16 protein-coding genes are annotated in these 17010 nt (G+C 68.0%); 5 read left to right on the top strand and 11 right to left on the bottom strand.

Annotated features, from left to right (window positions below; all coding sequences use genetic code 11):
- Position 1 precedes the first annotated feature (1 nt).
- From NJQ44_RS17545 to lpdA, 6 genes are all read right to left on the bottom strand, one after another.
- On the bottom strand, positions 2-403 hold the full coding sequence (locus NJQ44_RS17545) for an Hsp20/alpha crystallin family protein (protein ID WP_254272622.1): 402 nt from the start codon (positions 401-403) through the stop codon (positions 2-4).
- Positions 404-503: 100 nt separating this feature from the next.
- On the bottom strand, positions 504-956 hold the full coding sequence (locus tag NJQ44_RS17540; protein ID WP_254272621.1) for a DUF5518 domain-containing protein: 453 nt from the start codon (positions 954-956) through the stop codon (positions 504-506).
- A gap of 66 nt (positions 957-1022) precedes the next feature.
- On the bottom strand, positions 1023-1841 hold the full coding sequence (gene pheA / locus NJQ44_RS17535; protein ID WP_254272620.1) for a prephenate dehydratase: 819 nt from the start codon (positions 1839-1841) through the stop codon (positions 1023-1025).
- A 48-nt stretch (positions 1842-1889) separates the two neighbouring features.
- Positions 1890-3611 carry a PAS domain-containing sensor histidine kinase gene (locus NJQ44_RS17530; RefSeq protein WP_254272619.1) on the bottom strand — a complete coding sequence of 574 codons (1722 nt, stop codon included), beginning with the start codon at positions 3609-3611 and terminating at the stop codon, positions 1890-1892.
- A gap of 46 nt (positions 3612-3657) precedes the next feature.
- Positions 3658-4497 carry an aldo/keto reductase gene (locus tag NJQ44_RS17525; RefSeq protein ID WP_254272618.1) on the bottom strand — a complete coding sequence of 280 codons (840 nt, stop codon included), beginning with the start codon at positions 4495-4497 and terminating at the stop codon, positions 3658-3660.
- 79 nt (positions 4498-4576) lie between these two features.
- Positions 4577-5995 (bottom strand): dihydrolipoyl dehydrogenase, encoded by a 1419-nt coding sequence (lpdA, locus tag NJQ44_RS17520; protein ID WP_254272617.1) that lies wholly within the window; start codon positions 5993-5995, stop codon positions 4577-4579.
- Positions 5996-6079: 84 nt separating this feature from the next.
- On the opposite strand from lpdA, the gene NJQ44_RS17515 reads away from it, so the two are divergent.
- Positions 6080-6412, top strand: a complete 333-nt coding sequence (locus NJQ44_RS17515; RefSeq protein WP_254272616.1) for a carboxymuconolactone decarboxylase family protein — start codon at positions 6080-6082, stop codon at positions 6410-6412.
- On the opposite strand, the gene NJQ44_RS17510 is transcribed toward NJQ44_RS17515, so the two are convergent.
- The 4 genes from NJQ44_RS17510 to lipA form a co-directional block, all read right to left on the bottom strand.
- On the bottom strand, positions 6409-7998 hold the full coding sequence (locus tag NJQ44_RS17510) for a dihydrolipoamide acetyltransferase family protein (RefSeq protein ID WP_254272615.1): 1590 nt from the start codon (positions 7996-7998) through the stop codon (positions 6409-6411). The genes NJQ44_RS17515 and NJQ44_RS17510 overlap by 4 nt on opposite strands.
- A 2-nt stretch (positions 7999-8000) precedes the next feature.
- Positions 8001-8996, bottom strand: a complete 996-nt coding sequence (locus tag NJQ44_RS17505; RefSeq protein WP_254272614.1) for an alpha-ketoacid dehydrogenase subunit beta — start codon at positions 8994-8996, stop codon at positions 8001-8003.
- The gene (gene pdhA, locus NJQ44_RS17500; RefSeq protein WP_254274351.1) at positions 8993-10099 is read right to left on the bottom strand and encodes a pyruvate dehydrogenase (acetyl-transferring) E1 component subunit alpha; all 1107 of its coding nucleotides are present in this window, start codon (positions 10097-10099) and stop codon (positions 8993-8995) included. The genes NJQ44_RS17505 and pdhA overlap by 4 nt, the downstream gene beginning before the upstream one ends.
- Before the next feature lie 96 nt (positions 10100-10195).
- Positions 10196-11149 (bottom strand): lipoyl synthase, encoded by a 954-nt coding sequence (lipA, locus tag NJQ44_RS17495; protein ID WP_348533066.1) that lies wholly within the window; start codon positions 11147-11149, stop codon positions 10196-10198.
- A 419-nt stretch (positions 11150-11568) separates the two neighbouring features.
- On the opposite strand from lipA, the gene NJQ44_RS17490 reads away from it, so the two are divergent.
- Both NJQ44_RS17490 and NJQ44_RS17485 read left to right on the top strand, forming a co-directional pair.
- Positions 11569-13971: a DEAD/DEAH box helicase gene (locus tag NJQ44_RS17490; protein ID WP_254274350.1), complete on the top strand. Its 2403-nt coding sequence runs from the start codon at positions 11569-11571 to the stop codon at positions 13969-13971.
- Positions 13972-14181: 210 nt separating this feature from the next.
- Positions 14182-14427: a DUF8028 family protein gene (locus NJQ44_RS17485; RefSeq protein ID WP_254272612.1), complete on the top strand. Its 246-nt coding sequence runs from the start codon at positions 14182-14184 to the stop codon at positions 14425-14427.
- 77 nt (positions 14428-14504) lie between these two features.
- Here the strand turns inward: NJQ44_RS17485 and NJQ44_RS17480 are convergent, their stop codons facing one another.
- Positions 14505-15158: an HAD family hydrolase gene (locus tag NJQ44_RS17480; RefSeq protein WP_254272611.1), complete on the bottom strand. Its 654-nt coding sequence runs from the start codon at positions 15156-15158 to the stop codon at positions 14505-14507.
- A 77-nt stretch (positions 15159-15235) separates the two neighbouring features.
- Between NJQ44_RS17480 and NJQ44_RS17475 the strand changes: the two genes are divergently transcribed.
- Positions 15236-15961 (top strand): PDDEXK family nuclease, encoded by a 726-nt coding sequence (locus NJQ44_RS17475; RefSeq protein WP_254272610.1) that lies wholly within the window; start codon positions 15236-15238, stop codon positions 15959-15961.
- Positions 15962-15992: 31 nt separating this feature from the next.
- Entirely contained in the window at positions 15993-16991 is a 999-nt protein-coding gene (endA, locus tag NJQ44_RS17470; RefSeq protein ID WP_254272609.1) for a tRNA-intron lyase, read from the top strand.
- Positions 16992-17010 lie beyond the last annotated feature (19 nt).

Here is a 17010-nt window from a genome sequence, read left to right as displayed (position 1 = left end):
CTCAGTTCACCGGGATGTCGGTCCCCGACTCGTCGGCGGTCATCTTCGGGAGTGTGACGGTGAGGACACCGGCGTCGTACGCGGCGCTCGTCTCACTCTCGTCGACGGATTCCGGCAGCGTCACGGTCCGACTGACGGACTGTTGGCGGCGTTCGCGCTGGACGAACTGGCCCTCGCTCGCCTCCGACTCCTCGGTGTGGCTGGCGCTGATGGTGAGTCGCCGGTCGTCGGTCAACGCCACGTCGATGTCGTCGGCGTCGAACCCCGGGAGGTCGGCGTGGACGACGAAGGCGTCGTCGTCGTCGACGATGTCCGTCGGCACGGTGTCGAGGTGGACGCCGAACTGGCCACCCAGTACATCGAACGCGCGTTCTATCTCCGCAAAGGGGTCACGGTCGCTCATAACTGGCCGTACGACCTTGACGGACTTAACTCTAGAACAGAGTGTCTGGCCGAGTGTCACGGCTCGCCACGGCAGACAGCGCGGAATCGCGACGACTCCCTCAGTACGCGCGTGGGTTCAGGTGGTCGGGGAGCGTCCAGCGTCGGAGGAGCACGCCGACGGCCCCGCCGAGGATACCGGTGAACCCGTATATCGGTGCGAGGAAGATGAGGCCGAGGAGGCCGTAGAACGACGCCCAGTAGAAGAATAGCTGTCCCGACGCGGCCTGCCAGAGGACGAAGAACGCGGCCGTCGCCGCCACGGCGAGCGTCACGACGCCGAACGCCCCGGCCCGTAGTCCGGCGGCCATCCCGTCGTACACGTTCGTTCCGAGGGCGAATCCGGCGACGAGTCCGCCGACCAGACCCGCAGCGTAGAACGTGACGTCCCCACCGACTTCGAGTCCACCGGCGTAGAACACCGCGACGGCGTACGCGAGGACGGTTGCTGTGCCGAGCACCGTGACCCAGCGCGGTCGGCCGACGAACTGGTCGAGCGTGTGACGGAAACGCATACGTGAGTTCCAGTCAAGCCGGGAACATAAATTCACGTGCCGAACTCGTGCGGACGAGCGCCCCGGTCAGTCCAGTACGGTGACGCTGTCGTACGACCCGAGTCGGCGGACCCAGCCGTTCTCGGCCAGTTCCGCGATGTCGCCGAGCGCGTCCTGCGTCCGCTCCTCGTAGAGGCCCGCGGCGATGTCGATGTGGAAGACGTAGTCGCCGAGTCGCTCGCCGCTGGGTCGGGACTCGACGCGAGTGAGGTTGATGTCGCGGTCGGCGAACGGTTCCAGCAGTTTCAGGAGGAGACCGGGGTAGTCGGCGTTCGGGTAGACGATGAACGAGGACTTCCCACCGGCCTCCGAGCGCTCGCTCGCGGGCGCGACGGCGAGGAACCGCGTCGCGTTCGAGGACTGGTCCTGAATGTCCTCGGCCAGCACGTCGAGTTCGGTCCCGTTGGAGGCGTTGTCCGGGTGGCCGATGGCGGCGACGCTCGGGTCCTCACGGGCGCGCTGGACGCCGCGGGCCGTCGAGGCGACGGCTTCCACGTCGACGCCGGGGTAGTGTTCGTCCAGCCAGCCGCGACACTGCGCCAGCGCCTGGGCGTGGCTACACACCAACTCGAAGTCTTCGCGCTGGGCCAGCAGGGCGTGACGGATGGGCGTGATTATCTCCTTGACGACGGCCACGTCGTACTCCGCGAAGGCGTCCAGCGACTCGGTCACCGACCCCTCGATGCTGTTCTCGACGGGGACGACGCCGTGGTCGGCCTCGCCGTTCGCGACGGCTTCGACGATGGCGGTCATCGACTCCGCGAACTCGATGTCACCGTCGTCGGCGATGGCCGACGCGGCCCGGTGGGAGTAGGTCCCGGACGGCCCCAGCGTAATCGTGGTCATGGCTCCCGGTACTGCGTTGGCGGGTAAAAACGACGCGGTCGTTTCCGCTCAGGCCAGTCGGAGCGTGAACTTGAACACGGACCCCTCGACAGCGCCCTGGCGGTCCTCGACCCACACTTCGCCGCCGTACTGCCCGACGAGCGTCGCGACCAGATAGAGGCCGATACCCGAGTTCCCGCCGTTGCCGGTCTTCGCTCGCTCGAAGATTTCGGCCTTCTGGTCGTCTGGCACGCCGGGACCGTCGTCGGCGATAGCGACCGTGACCCAGTCGTCGTCCGCGACGGCCGACACCTGTATCTCCGTGTCGTCGTGCGTGCTGTGGACGACCGCGTTCTTCAGGAGGTTCCGGAGGACGGAACCGAGCATCTCGTTGGCGAGTACGTCCCGGTCCGGAAGCGGGCCGACGGTGATGCGGGCGTCGGTCGCGGCGGCGCGGGCCTTCTCGGCCTCTGTCTCGACGACTTCGGCGAGCGAGACCGGGTGCACGTCTCGGTCGGTCCGGAGCATCGTCCCCGCGAGGTCCCGGGCCGTCTCCGTGAGTTCTGTCGCGTTCCGGGCGGTCTGCCGGGCGCGGTCGGCGAACTCGGCGACTTCGCCGTCCGCCTCGTCGGCGATAGCGCCGTTGTACGAGAGGACCATCTGGAGGTCGTTGCGGATGTCGTGGCGGACCATCTCGTTGAGCAAGTCCAGCGCGTCGCGCTGGTCTCGAAGCGTCTCCTCGGTATCCAGTCGGTCGGTGATGTCCTCTTGGGAGCCCAGATAGTGGACGAGTTCGCCCGTCTCGTCGTAGATTGGGGTCACCGTCAGGCGATTCCAGAACGTCGACCCGTCGGCGCGCTCGTTCTCGAACTCGACGGTGACCGGGTCCTCGTTGTCGATGGCTCGCCGGAGTTCCGCGACGGTCTCCTCGTCGGTGTCCTCGGTCTGGAGGAACCGACAGTTTCGGCCGATAACCGCCTCACGCTCGTACCCGGTCACCCGCTCGAAGGCGTCGTTGACGTAGACCAGCGGGTTGTCCTCGCGGGTCGGGTCCGAGAGCGACAGCGGCGTGTGCGCGGCGTCGATGGCGCGTTTCAGGACCGCCGGGTTGCGCTCGATGTGCGGTTGCGCGGTCCGGGGTTCGAGGTAGCCCGCCGTCCGGGTCACCGGCCCGTCCGGCGTCGCGACGGTGGCGACCCCGGCGTCGCGGCGGCAGTCGATGGCACCGCCAGCGGCCGCGTTGACGCGGACCGGTGTTCGCTCGTGGTCGCCGAAGGCGGCTTCGGTCGTCTCGGTCACCGTCAGCGAGGCGTGACTCCCCAGCAGGGCCTGTCGCTCGTAGCCCGTCAAGTCGAGAAAGGCGTCGTTGACGGCGACGAAGCGGCCGCGAACGTCGAGGACGTAGGCGGCGGCGGGCACACCGTCGACGAGTTCGTCGTCGGTGGCGGCAAGCGCGGGGTCCGCTGGCGAGGCGGCGCGGCGGATGCGGTCGACCAGCGTGCGACGACCGGCGACGGTCCCCACTTCGACCCACCCGTCGTCGGCCTCCTCGGGCGGGTCGTGGGCACAGCGGATGACCGGCGTGCCGTCGGCCGCGGTCACCTGTGGGGTGTCCGGCGACACGGTGTCGGTGTCGACGACGACGCAGTCGACGGCCGATGTCCCGCCGTCGGCCCGCGCACCGTCCGGGAGGGAGACGATGACGTCGATGTCCGCTCGCCGCTCGAGCGTTTCGAGGACTGCCTGGTCGGCGTCCGTCGTTACGAACCGGACCGTCGCTCTGGTCGCCATACAGCGTACGCGTAGTCTTCGACTACTCGTCAAAAAGGCTGCTGAATCACGTCAGCTGTTCGTACTCTTCGGCAGTCAACTCGATGGCGCTGGCGGCGACGTTCTGTTCGAGGTGGTCGAGACTCGCCGTTCCGGGAATCGGGAGGGTCACGTCGGAGTGACGCAGTAGCCACGCCAGCGCGATTTGATGGGGGGTCGCGTCGTGGTTCGCCGCCACCTCGTCGATGCCCGCGACGTCGTCCAGCGACCCGGCCGCCAGCGGGAACCACGGGATGAAGCCGACGCCGTAGTTCTCGCACGCTTCGAGGACGGCCTCCGCGTCGCGGTTGGCGACGTTGTACTGGTTCTGCACCGTCGCGATGTCGACGATGTCCCGGGCGCGGTCCAACTGCTCGACGGAGACGTTCGAGAGGCCGACGTGGCGCACGAGGCCCTCGTCTTTCATCTCGGCCAGCGCGTGGACCGATTCCTCGAAGTCCGTGTCGGGGTCCGGGCGATGGTACTGATAGAGGTCCAGCGGGTCCATCCGCAGGCGGTCCCGCGAACACAACTGGGCGTTGCGGAGGTAGTCGGGGTCGCCGTGGGGAAGCCAGTCGGCCTCGGTGTTCCGGAGGAGGCCGCCCTTCGTCGCGACGACGAGGTCGTCGCGTTCCGTATCGAGCGTCTCGCCGATGAGTCGCTCGGAGACGCCGGGACCGTAGGAGTCCGCGGTGTCGATGAAGTCGACGCCGAGTTCGACGGCCCGCTTCAGCACCGCGCGAGCGTTCTCCACGTCGTCCGGTTCGCCGATGATGTCCTCGCCGGTGATGCGCATCGCGCCGAAGCCGAGTCGCTTGACGGTCAGGTCGCCACCGATGTCGAACGTGCCGCTCTGGTTTTCGACCATCGCGGTGACGTTCGCGGGCCAGCCTCAAAGGGAGTCGGATGGCGGGGACCGTCGTCCGCTATCGCAACGGGCGAGGCGGCTATCGGGTGTGGATGGCTTCGCCGCGGGCCGCCAGCGCAGCCTCGTGGACCGCTTCGGAGAGTGTCGGGTGGGTGTGGACCGTCCCGGCCACGTCTTCTAAGCGCGCCCCCATCTCGATGCCCAGTCCCACCTCGGCGATGAGTTCGGAGGCCTCCGGGCCGACGATTTGCGCGCCCAGCAGGAACTCCGTGTCGGCGTCGGCGACGACGCGAACGAACCCTTCTTTCTCGTCGAGCGTGAGCGCCCGGCCGTTCGCCCGGAGCGGCATCTGCCCGACGACGGGGTCGAACCCGGCCGATTCGGCCTCGCCCTCGGTCATGCCGACGGTGCCGATTTCGGGGTCGGTGAACACGGCGGCGGGAATCGCCTGCTGGTCCAGCGCGGCCGGTTCGCCCGCCGCGACTGCCGCCGCGACTTCGCCCTCGGCCATCGCCTTGTGGGCCAGCATCGGTTCGCCCGCCACGTCGCCCACCGCGAAGACGTGCTCCACGTCGGTTCGGGCCTGTTCGTCCGTGGCGAGGAAGCCGTTCTCGTCGGGTTCGAGGTCGATTGCGTCCAGCGCGAGCGTGTCGGTGACGGGTTCGCGGCCGACGGCGACCAGACACGTCTCGGTGTTGTACTCGACCACTTCGTCGTCCTCGTCGGTGGTGCTGACGCGGATGCCGTCGTCCAGTCGCTCCCAGTCGCGGGCCGCCTCGCCGAAGGCGAAGGAGATGCCCAGCGACTCGGCGCGCTCTCGGACCACGTCGGCCACGTCAGCCTCGTAGCCCGGCAACACGTCGTCGAGCATCTCCACGACGGTCACGTCCGCGCCCAACTTGGCGAACACCGTCGACAGTTCCATCCCGATGTAGCCCGCGCCGACGACCAGCAGGTCGTCCGGCACGGATTCGAGCGCGAGAGCGTCCCGCGAGGAGAGGATGTGTTCGCTGTCGAATTCGAAGTTCGGAATCTCGACGGGGCGACTGCCGGTGGCGACGACGGCGTGTTCGAACGAGATGGACTCGGAGCCTTGGCCCTCGCCGCCGTGGGCGACGCGGACCGTCTCCTCGTCGGCGAACGTCGCCGTCCCCTCGACGAGGTTGACGCCCGCGCTCTTACACAGCGACTCGACGCCCTTCGTCAGGCGCGTGACGACGCCGTCTTTCCACTCGCTCATTCCGGCCATGTCCACCGCTGGGTCGGCGAAGACACCCATGTCCTCGGCGTGTCCGGCGTCGTGGGCCACGTCGGCCGCCGAGATGAACGCCTTCGAGGGGATACAACCGTGGTTGAGACAGGTGCCGCCGTAGGCGTCCCGTTCGACCAGTGTCGTGTCCAGTCCGAGTTGCGCGCCGCGGATGGCGGCGACGTAGCCGCCCGGCCCGCCGCCGACGACCAGCAGTTCCGTGCCCGTTGTGACGTCTCCTACGACCATACCGGACCGTCGCTTGCCCGGGGGATAAAAGGGACGACAGCGGGGTGTGCCAAACTATGTCTATCGGGCCGTCGAACACCCGCTATGGCAGACGAAGTTACCGACACGGAGGAACTGCCCGAGACTGCAAGCACGTTCGCCGAGACCCACCCCGACGTGTGGGACCGCTACGGCGACCTGGGGCGGGCCTGCTCGCAGGCGGGGCCGCTCGACGACGAGACCAGACGCCTCGTGAAACTCGCGCTGGCCGTCGGCGCACAGTCGGAGGGCGCGGTCCACTCGCACGTCCGCCGGGGGCTAAACGAAGGTCTCAGCGCCGAACAGTTACAGCACGTCGCGGTGCTGGGGATTCCCACCATCGGGTTCCCGAAGGCGATGGCCGCGAGAAGTTGGGTGACCGACCTGACCGAGCGCTAGTCGAGCAAGAGGCGGGTCGGGTCCGCGAGGTACTCCTTGAGGGTGTTGACGAACGCGGCGGCGTCGGCCCCGTCGATGACGCGGTGGTCGATGGCGAGCGAGAGCGTCAGCGTCGGCTTTGCGACGACCTCGCCGTCTTCCGCCACCGGCCGTTCTTTCAATTGCCCCACGCCCAGAATCGCCGTCTCGGGGACGTTGATGACCGGGTCGGCGTACTCGCCGCCGATGGCCCCGAAGTTCGTCACGGTGAACGTCCCGCCCTGCATCTCCTCGCGGGCGATGTCCCGACTGCGGGCGCGTTCCACGAGGTCCGTGAGTTCCGTCGCCAACTGCAACAGTCCTTTCTGGTCTACGTCGTCGACGACGGGCACGACGAGGCCGTGGTCGGTGGCCGTCGCCACGCCGACGTTCCGGTCGCCCTTGTAGACGATTTCCTCGGCGTCGGTGTCGAGTTGGGTGGCGAGAATCGGGTGGTCGTCCAGCGCGGCGGCGACGCACTTCAGCAGGAACGGGGTGTACGTGAGGCGGACGCCGCGCTCCTCGGCCAGCGGTCGAAGCCGTTCGCGCGCCTCGACGAGGCCCGGCACGGCCACCTTGTCGTGGTGGGTCGCGTGCGGGACCTCTCGCCGGGAGCGGGCCATCTGCTCGCCGATAGCCCGGCGGACTCCGCGGTAGGGTTCTCGGTGGTCGCCCTCGGTGGCGTCGACCGCCGCCCCCGAACCGCTCGCCTCGGCGATGGACCGCATCTCCGAGACGACGGTTTCGGCCACCTCGCGGACGGCCTCGTCGGAAACCGATTCGGCCTCGCTCTCGGCGTAGGCCCGGACCGCCGCCGCGTCGACGTACGGTTCGCCGTCGCGGGTCTGGTCGGTCGGGACCACGTCGATGTCCACGTCGAGTTCGCGAGCGAGACGCCGCGTCGCGGGCGTCGCCAGCGTCCGCTCGCGCCGTTCGGTCACCGTCGACTCGGCTGTCGAAACTTTCCGAACGGCGGATTTGACGGCCGTGCCCTCGTCCTCGGATTCTTCCTGCTTGTCGTCGCTCACGCGCGAGACGACCGAGGTGGGACCGTCCCCTTCGTCTTTGTCCTCGTCCTCGTCGACGCGGGAGACGACGCTGGTCGGGCCGCTGTCCTCGCTCTCGCTCGCAGCGGCTTCCACGTCCGCCTCGGTGATGCGGCCGCCGGGGCCGGACCCCTCGACGGTCGCGATGTCGACGCCTTCCTCGCGGGCCAGTCGGCGGACGCTCGGGGCCGCGAAGACGCGACCGCCGGGGGTTTCGCCGTCGGCTGACGCCGTTGCTTCACTCTCGTCGGCTTCGACCGCCTCGCTCGCCGCGGCGTCCGCGTCTCCGTCCTCCTCGATGGTGACGAGCACGTCGCCGGTGGCGACGATGTCCCCGACCTCGGCGTGTAACTCGCGGACGACGCCGTTCACGGGCGAGGGAACGTCGACGGCCGCCTTGTCCGTCTCCACTTCGGCCAGCACTTGGTCCTCGGTCACGGCGTCGCCGACGGCGACGTGCCACTCCAAGACCTCCCCCTCGGCGACGCCCTCGCCGAGGTCCGGGAGTTCGAACTCGAACATGGCTAAAACTCCGCGGCCTCTCTGATACCGTCTTTGATGCGGGCAGGTTCCGGGAGGTAGTAGTCCTCCAGGGCGTACAGTGGGAAGGGCACGTCGAAGCCCGTAATCCGCGTAATCGGCGCTTCCTGATACAACAGGAGTTCTTCCTGTATCGTGGCGATAATCTCGCCCGCGAGGCCGCCGGTCTTGGGGGCCTCGTGGACGACGGCGGCCCGGCCGGTCTTGCGGAACGAGTCGAGGATGGCGTCGGTGTCCATCGGTTTCAGTGTCCGCAGGTCGACCACTTCCACGTCGATGCCCTCCTCGGCTAAGTCCTCCGCCGCTTCCATCGTCGGCCGGGTCATCGCGCCCCACGTGAACACCGACACGTCCTCGCCCTCGCGGCGGACGTTCGCCGTCCCCAACTCCACCGTGTAGGTGTCGTCGGGCACGTCCTCGCGGAACGCCCGGTAGATGAGTTTCGGTTCGAGGAAGACGACCGGGTCGGGGTCCCGAATCGACGCCGCGAGCAGGCCTTTCGTCTCTCTCGGGGTGGAGGGGACGACCACCTTCAGACCGGGTTCGTGGGTGTAGAAGGCCTCTTTCGACTCGGAGTGGTGTTCCGGGGCGCGGATGCCGCCGCCGTAGGGCGCGCGGATGGTCATCGGGCAGGTGTACCGGCCCCTGCTTCGGGTGCGCAGGCGCGCGGCGTGACTCACGATTTGGTCGAAGGCGGGGTACATGAACCCGGAGAACTGCATCTCGGGGACCGGCCGCATCCCGTAGGCGGCCATCCCGACGGCGGTGCCGATGATGCCCGACTCCGCGAGGGGGGTGTCGATGACGCGGTCCTCGCCGAACTCCTCGTAGAGGCCCTGCGTCGCCCGGAAGACGCCGCCGTTCTTGCCCACGTCCTCGCCCATGACGAGGACGTCCTCGTCGCGTTCCATCTCGCCGTAGAGACCGTCTCTGACCGCCTGTACCAAAGTGAGACTCTGTGTCTGCTGTTGGGTGCTCATTGGAGTACCTCCTCGTCGCCGTGTCGCGCCCGCAGGTCCCGCAGGTAGTCGAGTTGCTGTTCGAGTCGTTTCGGCATCTCCGCGTACACCGTCGCGAACATCTCCTCGGGGGTGGGCCGTTCGGTGGACTCGGCGGCGTCGATGGCGTCACCCACCTCCGCTTTGATGGACTCGTCGATGGCCGCGATTCGCTCGTCGTCCAGTAGGCCGCGCTCCCGCAAGAACGTCTCCAGTCGCGGAATCGGGTCTTTGCGCTTCCAGCGCTCGACTTCGGCGTCGTCCCGGTACACCGACGGGTCGTCGGCGGTGGTGTGCGCGCCGAAGCGATACTGCACCGCCTCGATGAGCGTCGGTCGGCGCTCACCGTCGGCGGGGTCGCGGGCCTTCGCGGCGGCCTCCGAGGTGACCTGATACACCGCGAGCGGGTCCATCCCGTCGACCTGCACGCCGTCGAACCCGTACGCGTCGGCCTTCTGGGCCAGTGTCTCGCTGGCGGTCTGTCGTTCACGCGGGACCGAAATCGCCCACTGGTTGTTGTTACAGAAGAAGACGGCGGGCACGTCGAACACGCCCGCGAAGTTCAGGCCCTCGTGGAAATCCCCCTCTGAGGTGGCTCCGTCCCCGAAGTAGGTCAGAAACACCCGGTCTTCGCCTCGCAGTTTCGCGGCCCACGCCGCCCCCGTCGCGTGGGGTATCTGCGTGGCGATAGGGACGGCCAGCGAGAACACCTGTACGTCTTCGGGCGGCGCGTTCCCCCGTTCGTTGCCCATCCAGTACAGCAGGTCGTCCGAGAGCGCCCATCCGCGAACGTACAGCGCGAGGTGTTCGCGGTAACTCGGGAAGGTCCAGTCGCCGTCGTCGAGCGCCATCGCGCTCCCCACTTGGGAGGCCTCTTGACCGGCCATCGGCGGGTAGGTACCCATCCGGCCCTGCCGCTGGAGGCTCACCGCTCGCTGGTCGAAATGTCGCCCGAGTTTGAGCGTGCGGTACATCTCGACCAGTTCCTCGTCGGCGAGGTCCGGCACCGTCGCGCCGTCGACGACCTGTCCGTCTTCGTCGAGAATCTGGACCCGGTCGGTCGGGTCGCGTTGGAGGACACTCAGAAGGACCACCTGCCTCGTACTGGCATATGGGAACAATTCTCTCGCTGACGGCTTAGGGTTTTCGCGGTTATCACCCGTCTACTGCCTTCGTGAGAACTACCGGTCCACGCGCGCCGCTCGCCGCGCGTCGGCCACGTCGTCGCCCCGTCGAACCGCCTCGACGAACAGTTCGCCCGCGCGATACGACGACCGGACCATCGGGCCCGAGGCGCAGTACAGAAACCCAAGTTCCTCCTCGGCGACCCGCCGCCACGTCTCGAAGGCGTCGGGGTGGACGTAGTCGGCCACTTCCAGATGGGACCGCGAGGGCTGGAGGTACTGGCCCAGCGTCACCACGTCGACGCCGACCTGCCGCAGGTCCGAGAGCGTCTGATACACCTCGTGTGCGTACTCGCCCACGCCGAGCATGATGCTCGTCTTCGCGTAGATGTCCGCCGCCCGACTCGCCTGCCGCAGGACCGACAGCGACTGCTCGTAGCCCGCCCGCCGGTCGCGGACCGGCCACTGGAGGCGGTCGACCGTCTCGATGTTGTGGGCCAGCACGTCCGGTTCGGCGTCGATGATCTTTCGAACGAGGCGCTCCTCGCCGCGGAAGTCCGGAATCAGACACTCGACGAGCACGTCCGAATCGCGTCGTTTTATCTCCCGAATCGTCTCCGCGAAGTGGCCCGCGCCCTGGTCCGGTAGGTCGTCGCGGTCGACGGAGGTGAGCACCACGTAGTCCAGACCGATATCGGCGACGGCGTCGGCGACCTGTTCGGGTTCCTCCGGGTCCAAGGGGTCCATCCCGCCCGTCTGCACGTCACAGAAGTTACAGCCCCGCGAACACCGCTCGCCCATCAGCATGAACGTGGCCGTCCCCGGCCCATCGCGCCCGCTCCAACACTCTCCGAGGTTCGGGCAGTTGGCCTCCTCGCAGACGGTGTTGAGGTTCCGGTCGCGGAGGGTCTGCTTGATGTCGGTGAACCGCTCGCCCGACGGCGGCCGCATCTTCAGCCAGTCGGGCTTGCGCGCACGACTCATTGTCCGACGGTTAGGACCTGCCCGCAAAAGAGATTGTGTCTCAGTTCGCGTCGGCGGTGTCGTCAAGCGGTGTGAGGTCTTCGGAACTGCACTCCGAACGGTTGAACCAGTACGACCCGGGGTCGGCGTCGGTCTGGAACTCGTAGCCTCAGTCCGCACACTCGTAGCTCGGTTTCTCCGCCTCTATTCCGCCCGTCTGCTCGACGGTTTCGAGTACGGACATCGCCTCTACCCGATGCCTGTGAGCGGGAGGGCGTTATAACGTTTGCAGGGGATAAAGCGGCTGAAACGTGCGAATTCCCGGCCTGTGTCTGTTACGGCTCGGTCGCGAGAAATTTCCGCGTTCGGGGAGTCGCAGGCCCGTCAGTCGCCGGTCCATAGAAACGCCTTTGCCGTCGCGGTTCCGCCCTGTTGACGTGCCACGCCGAGCAGACAGTGAGCCGACGGTGGCGGTCGAAGACGTGCTGCCGAAGTTCACCGGAGCCTTCCCGTTCGAGCGGTTCAACGAGATGCAGTCGGCGGCGCTTCCGGCCTTACTGAACCGCGAGGACAACGTGGTCGTCAGCGCGCCGACTGCCAGCGGGAAGACCGCCCTTGCGGAACTGGCTATCTGCAAGACGCTCGCCGAGGGCGGGACCGCCCTGTTTCTCGCGCCGCTCCGCGCGCTCACTAACGAGAAAGAGAGCGAGTGGGAGCGCTTCGAGGAGATGGGGTACTCGGTGTACGTCGTCACGGGCGAACGCGACCTGAGTCCCCGCCGCGCCGAGCGCGCGGACATCCTCGTGATGACCCCCGAGAAGGCCGACTCGGCGACCCGGAAACACGACACGCCGCGGTACTCCTTTATCACCGACGTGGACTGCTGTGTCATCGACGAGGTCCACCTTTTGGACTCGGACCGCCGGGGTGCGGTGCTTGAGGTCACCGTCTCCCGACTCCGACGGCTCTGTGACCCCCGCGTGGTCGCGCTGTCGGCGACGATGCCGAACATCGACGACGTGGCGGACTGGTTGGACGCGCCCAGCGAGACCACGTTCGCCTTCGGCGACGACTACCGACCCGTGCCGCTGAACGCCGACGTGAAGACGTACTCGCACGGCGAGAACGCCTTCGCCGACAAGTACCGGCGGCTCTACCGCGCGCTCGACTTGGCCGAACCGCACATCCGCGAGGAGGGCCAGTCGCTCGTGTTCGTCTCGTCGCGACAGGACACGGTGCAGGCGGCGAAGAAGGCCCGCGACGAACTCACCCAGCGCGACATCCCGATGGGCGCGCGCGGGGACTACGACTTCCACAACGACGCCGCGGACCTCTCGAACGACACGCTCCGGCAGTCGGTGCTGGACGGTGTCGGCTTCCACCACGCGGGCCTGGCCCGCGAGGACAAGAACCGCGTCGAGCAGTGGTTCAAGGAAGGGAAGATTCAGTTGCTGTTCTCCACGTCGACGCTGGCGTGGGGCGTGAACCTCCCCGCTCGCTGTGTCGTCATCCGGGACACCAAGCTCCACGACCCATTGGAGGGCGAAGTCGACATGAGTCCGCTCGACATCCTCCAGATGCTCGGGCGGGCGGGCCGTCCCGGCTACGACGACTTGGGGTACGCGTGGGTCGTCTGTGACCGCTCGGACGCGGATAAGTACCGCCGCCTCCTGCGGGACGGCAAGGAGATAGAGTCCCGACTGGCCGCGGAACTGGACGCCCACCTGAACGCCGAAATCGCCCTCGGGACGATTCGGGACGTCGACGACGTGATGGACTGGTTGGAGACGACGTTCTACTACGCGCGCGCCCAGTCTGCGCCCGCCGAGTACGACGCCGGGAGCGACCTGCGCGAACGGGTCAGTCGCACGCTCGGGGAACTGGTCGCCGACGGCTTCGTCGAACAGGACGGCCTCCGCATCGAGTCGACGCGACTCGGCCAACTCGCCTCGAAGTTCTATCTCCGTCTGGAGACGGCCCGGCGCTTCGCGGACCTCGCAGAGCGCTGTAGCGAGGACGGCGCGACCGTCGACGCTGAGGACCTGCTGACCACCGTCGCGGGCGCGACGGAGTTCGACAGCGTCAGCGCGCGGTCGGACGAACAGGATGCCGTCAACGCGGTACTGGGTAGCGAGGCGCTACGCGCCTCGGACAACGCGAGCGGCGACCAGCCGCGAGCGAGTCAGGAGTCGGACCTCGACGCAGGCCAGCGGAAGGTCCTCGCCATCCTCCGGTCTGGGATGACCGGGACGACACCGACGGAACTGAAGAGCGACGCGTGGGTCATCCGGCAGAACGCGCTCCGCCTGCTGGCGGCCCTGCGGGAGTTCCTCGACAACCTCGCGCCCGCCCGCTTCGCCAACCTCGCCTGTCGCGTCGAGGCGCGCGTCGAACACGGTATCAGCGAGGACGCGGTCGGCCTGACCGCCATCGACGGCGTCGGGTCCGGTCGGGCGAAGAAACTCGCCGCCGACGGCCTCCGCTCTCCCGCGGACGTGGTCGCGGCGGGCGTCTCCGGCGTCGTCGCGGCGGGCCTCTCCGAGGGCGTCGCCGAACAGGTCGTTTCGAACGCGCGGGACCTGCCCGTCGTCGTCGTCGACTGGGGGAAGTTCCCGGAGTCGGTGGCAACCGGCGACCACGAGATGCGCGAAGTGACCGTCGCGAACAACGGCGGCGGCGCGCGCGCCGGGCTTAGGGTGACGGTAAACGGTCGCGAAATGACGGCGAAACCCTCCTATCTCGGACAGTCGACCCTGCCGGTCGCCGTCTTCGGGGCCGACGCGGACGAACTGGAGTACACCGTCGAAGTGACGTTTCCGAACCGGCCGCTGCCTCCTGTGACCGCCTCTCGAACCGTCGACGTGCGGTGACGCGGACCGTCCTCAAATCTGGCCGGAGATACGACCTCAGAATACGTTGTAAAATATCTAAAGCCCTCTCAAAACGTTTTAGCAGGACCCAAAAGCCGACAGTGAAACCGGGTGAAACGACTCAACCGGTTGTTAATCTCGCGAATTCACGGTAAGCATCGGCCCCTTATATCGGGGTCCCAGTAATACGGTGTGATGAGGAGGAACCCAATGTCAACCTCGCCCTTCCAATCCCCGTCCGAAGCCCTTCCCAACAGGAGTATCGACATCCAATCGCTCGCCGTCCGTCCGGTCCGGTTCGCCGGGTTCTGGGCGGCCGTCCTCTCGCCGCTGGCGTACCCCCCGCTCCTGTTGAGTGGACTCGACGGACAGAGCCTCCTCGTCCTCTTGGCGGGCGTGTTCGTCGTGAACGTCCTCGGCCTCCTCCTTGGCCGCGGCTACCGCGTCGACGCGTAGCGGACACAGACAGCACCACCTCCCCCCGCCCTGCGGTCCCCGTCCCTCCCACACACTCCCCCTTCCCCAAGCGTCCCTTACTGTTGGAGTAGCACCGCGCGAAGGCTCTCGGCGTCGTCCGCGAGGTGCTGGACCATCGAGAGGTCCGTCTCGTCGCCGTCGCCTCGGAACCCGACGGTGGTCATGCCCGCGGCGACGGCCGCGCGTGCGCCCGCGGTGGAGTCCTCGACCGCCCAGCACTCGCTCGGGTCGACGCCGAGTTCCGCCGCGCCGCGCTCGTAGATGTCGGGCGCGGGCTTGCCCGGGCCGTCCAGGTCCTGTGCGCTTATCGCCGCGTCGAAGTGCCGAAGGTGGTCGAATCGGTCGTCGATGACCTCTATCCAGTCCCACGGGGCCGACGTGGTGAGCGCGAGCGAGACACCGGCCTCCCGGAGGTCCGCGAGCAGGTCGTGCGCACCGTCGAGGAAGGTCGCGTGTTCGCGGTAGATGCGCTCGCCCGCCTCCTCGAACAGGGCTTCGTACTCCTCGCGCGTGACCGCGAGGTCGTACTCGGCGTCGAGTTCGGGGTACACTTCCGTGTAGTCCCGGCCGGTGATGGCCGACAGCGGGATGTCGTCGTTCGGCGCGGCCGTCGGCAGGATGTGGTCGCGCTGGATACTGACCCAGTGGTCCTCGGACATGACGAGGACCCCGTCCATGTCGAAACAGATAGCTCGCGGCGCGTCGCTCATTGGCTTGGTCCAATCGCCCGAGGGATTTGCGTGTTGCGGGCGAGGGTTTAGATACCGGAGCGGAACCAGGGCAGTCTATGCACGACGGAACGCGCGTGATGGCCGGTGAGTGTACGACCGTCTTCGAGGGGTCCCGCGAGCGAGAACAGCGCGGGGACGTACTGGTGGTGGTCAAGCCCGACAACACCGTCTTGGTCCACGACGCCGAGGGGTATCAGCCGGTGGCGTGGCTCACCAGAGCCGAGAGCGTCGCCGTTGAGGACGGCACGGTCACCGCGAGCGACGGCGACGAACTCCTCCGCGTGGTCGCCCACGAGGAACACGGCAGCGCCCGGTTCCCGGCCTCGAACGCGGGCGTCCCGGTAGCGGACTGCCCCGCGTGTGGGGGCACGCTCGTCCGCACGCGCGGGAACGTCACCTGCACCACCTGCGACGCGGACTACGGCATCCCCTCGGACGCCAGCGTCACCGGCGGCCGCTGTGCGGACTGCGGCCTGCCGACGATGCGGGTCGAACGCGGCGAGGCCTTCGAGTGCTGTCTGGACCGCGCGTGCGAGTCGATGGACGACCGGGTCGCCGAGGCGTTCGACCGGATGTGGGACTGCCCGGACTGCGACGGGGACCTGCGAATCATCCGTCGGGGCGGCCTGCTCGCCGGGTGTGAGAACTACCCCGACTGCGATACCGGCTTCTCGTTCCCGTCGGGCCTCGTCGTCGAGAAGTGCCCGTGTGGCCTCCCCATCTTCGAGACGGCCGGGCGGCGGCGCTGTCTGGACGGCACCTGCGACGCCGCCGACCCGTAGGGGCTTTGTCCGCGGGCGCGCCACTCCGGGTATGGACCTCACGCTGGACGGCAACGTCGTCCGAGCGGGCACGCGCGCACGGGAGCGCTTCTACGACTCGCGCGGCTACGGGCACGTACTGAACGGCGACGTGGCGTTCGCGCCGGTGGAGGCCGCCCACCTCCTCTATCGGGGCGATATCGAGGCCGTCGGCGGGATGGACTTCCGCGAACTGCTGTCGTCGTCGGCCGTCTCGGCCGTCGAGTTCTTCGTCTACAAGGACCTGCGCGACCGGGGATTCTACCTCACGCCCGCGCGAGAAGGCTGGGTAGACGACCCAGACGGCGCGGACTTCGTGGTGTACCCCCGCGGGAAGGGGCCGTGGGACGACGAGGTGGCCTATCGGGTCCGCGTGGTCGGCGAGCGCGACGGCGTCCCGGTCGAGTCGCTGGGCGAGTGCGTCCTCGCCGTCGTGGACGAGGAGAGCGAGATAACGTATCTGGACACCACTCGCCGCGAGGTGGCGGGGTCGAGCGACTCGACCGTGCCGCTCGTCGACGGGGAACTGCTGGCCGAGCGGGTGCTGTGCTGGGACCCGCCGGGCGCGCTGTACGAGCGGGCGTTCTACGGCCAGCGACTCGACGAGGACGCGGTGCAACTGTCGCTGGTGGAGGCGGCCTACCTCGCTCGCGAGGGGACGCTCTCGGTCGCGGGCGGCCAGTCGGCAGTCATCGAGCGCGGTCGGGAGGTCGAAGGCGAACGGTTCGACCGCCGCCTGACCGTCTACGCCGCGCTCCGGGACGCGGGCGTCGTCCCCAAGACCGGATTCAAGTTCGGCGCGGACTTCCGGACCTACGCCGACGTGGAGAGCGTCGACGACCTCGGGCACTCGGAACTCCTCGTTCGCGTCCTCCCCGCCGACTTCGAGTTCGAACCGCGGGACCTCGCGCTGGACGTTCGACTGGCCCACGGTGTCCGGAAGACGATGGTGTTCGCGCCCGTCACCGACGGCGACATCGAGTGGACGGAAGTGCGCCGGTTGACGCCCTGAGGGCGGCCGGAAGCGAACC

Source organism: Haloarcula marina, assembly GCF_024218775.1.
In the GTDB taxonomy this organism is placed as follows: Archaea; Halobacteriota; Halobacteria; order Halobacteriales; family Haloarculaceae; genus Haloarcula; species Haloarcula marina.
Note: the sequence above shows the minus strand (reverse complement) of the source record. Positions and strands in the feature narration are given on the sequence as shown.